Source organism: Mycobacterium sp. E3339, assembly GCF_001666915.1.
Classification (GTDB): domain Bacteria; phylum Actinomycetota; class Actinomycetes; order Mycobacteriales; family Mycobacteriaceae; genus Mycobacterium.
This window is the reverse complement of the sequence record NZ_LZIZ01000088.1, coordinates 1-1,091: the sequence shown is the minus strand read 5'-3', so window position 1 is coordinate 1,091 and position 1,091 is coordinate 1. Positions and strand designations below refer to the sequence as shown.

At 69.8% G+C, this 1,091-nt stretch carries 1 protein-coding gene and 1 pseudogene; one reads left to right on the top strand and one right to left on the bottom strand.

The features are described 5' to 3' along the window. Positions 1–282 (top strand): annotated as a pseudogene (locus tag A5702_RS08610) (hypothetical protein); the annotation flags it as partial. 4 nt (positions 283–286) lie between these two features. On the opposite strand, the gene A5702_RS08605 reads toward A5702_RS08610, so the two are convergent. Further along, positions 287–1,091 (bottom strand): VWA domain-containing protein (locus tag A5702_RS08605; protein WP_068219882.1); only part of this gene is annotated, 805 nt, incomplete at its 5' end.

The window sequence follows — 1,091 nt, the reverse complement described above, 5'->3', positions numbered from 1 at the left end:
TCGTTCGGCACGCCGTACGGCACCGTCGAGTACGAGGGCGCCACCATCCCGGTTCCCGTCGACGATCAGACGCTGAAGAAGATCTGCGAGATCACCGACGGCCAGTCGTTCCACGCCGACAGCCTGGAGTCGCTGAAGGACGTCTACGCGACTCTGCAGCGCCAGATCGGCTACGAAACCGTCAAGGGCGACGCCAGCCTGGCCTGGATGCTGCTGGGGGCCGTCGCGATGGCCGGCGCCGTCCTGGCCGGCCTGTTCCTGAACCGCCGGCTGCCCTCCTGAGCGATCAGACCGGCAGTCGCCGGTTGATCAGCAGCGCCAGCGCCGTCGCGATCAGGGCGGTGAGCACGCCCAGGCGCAACCACCCGGCACTGCCGGGACCCGGCACGGTGCGGTAGCCGATGTCCTTCTCGATGGCGTTGTAGCTCTTGGACAGCTCGTCGACGGTGCCGGCGGTGTAGGACTGCCCGCCGGAGAGCTTGGCGATCATCTTCATCTGGTCCGTCGAGACCGGCACCGCGACCCGCTGCCCGTCCATCTCGATCTCGCCGGTCTTGGTGCCGAACGAAATCGTCGAGATCTGCACGCCCTCGGCCTTGGCGGCCCGGGCCGCGGTGAACGCCCCCTGCGGGGCGTTGGGATCCAGCGGCACATTCTCGGCGCCGTCCGACTCCAGCACAATGCGCGCCGGCGGCGGCCCGTCGCCGCCGCCCATCACCGAGCCGACCGTCGCGATGGCCTGCAGCGCGGTGAACAGGCCCTCGCCCGTCGCGGTCTTGGGGGCCGGCTTGAGGCTGTCGATCGCGGCCTTGACCGCCTGGCGGTTGGTCGTCGGGGCGACCAGCAGCGAGGCGTTGGCCGCGAACTCCACCAGCCCCAGGTTGATGGCCGGCGTCAGCTCGTCGGCGAATTGCTTGCCGGCCTCTTTGGCGGCGGTCAGCCGGTCCGGGGGAACGTCGGTCGAGGCCATGGACTCCGACACGTCGATGACCAGCACGATGACGGCCCGGTTGCGCGGGATGCGCATGTCGTGGGTGGGGGTCGCGAGCGCGATGGTCAGCAGGACCAGGCTGAGCAGCGACACCGCGATC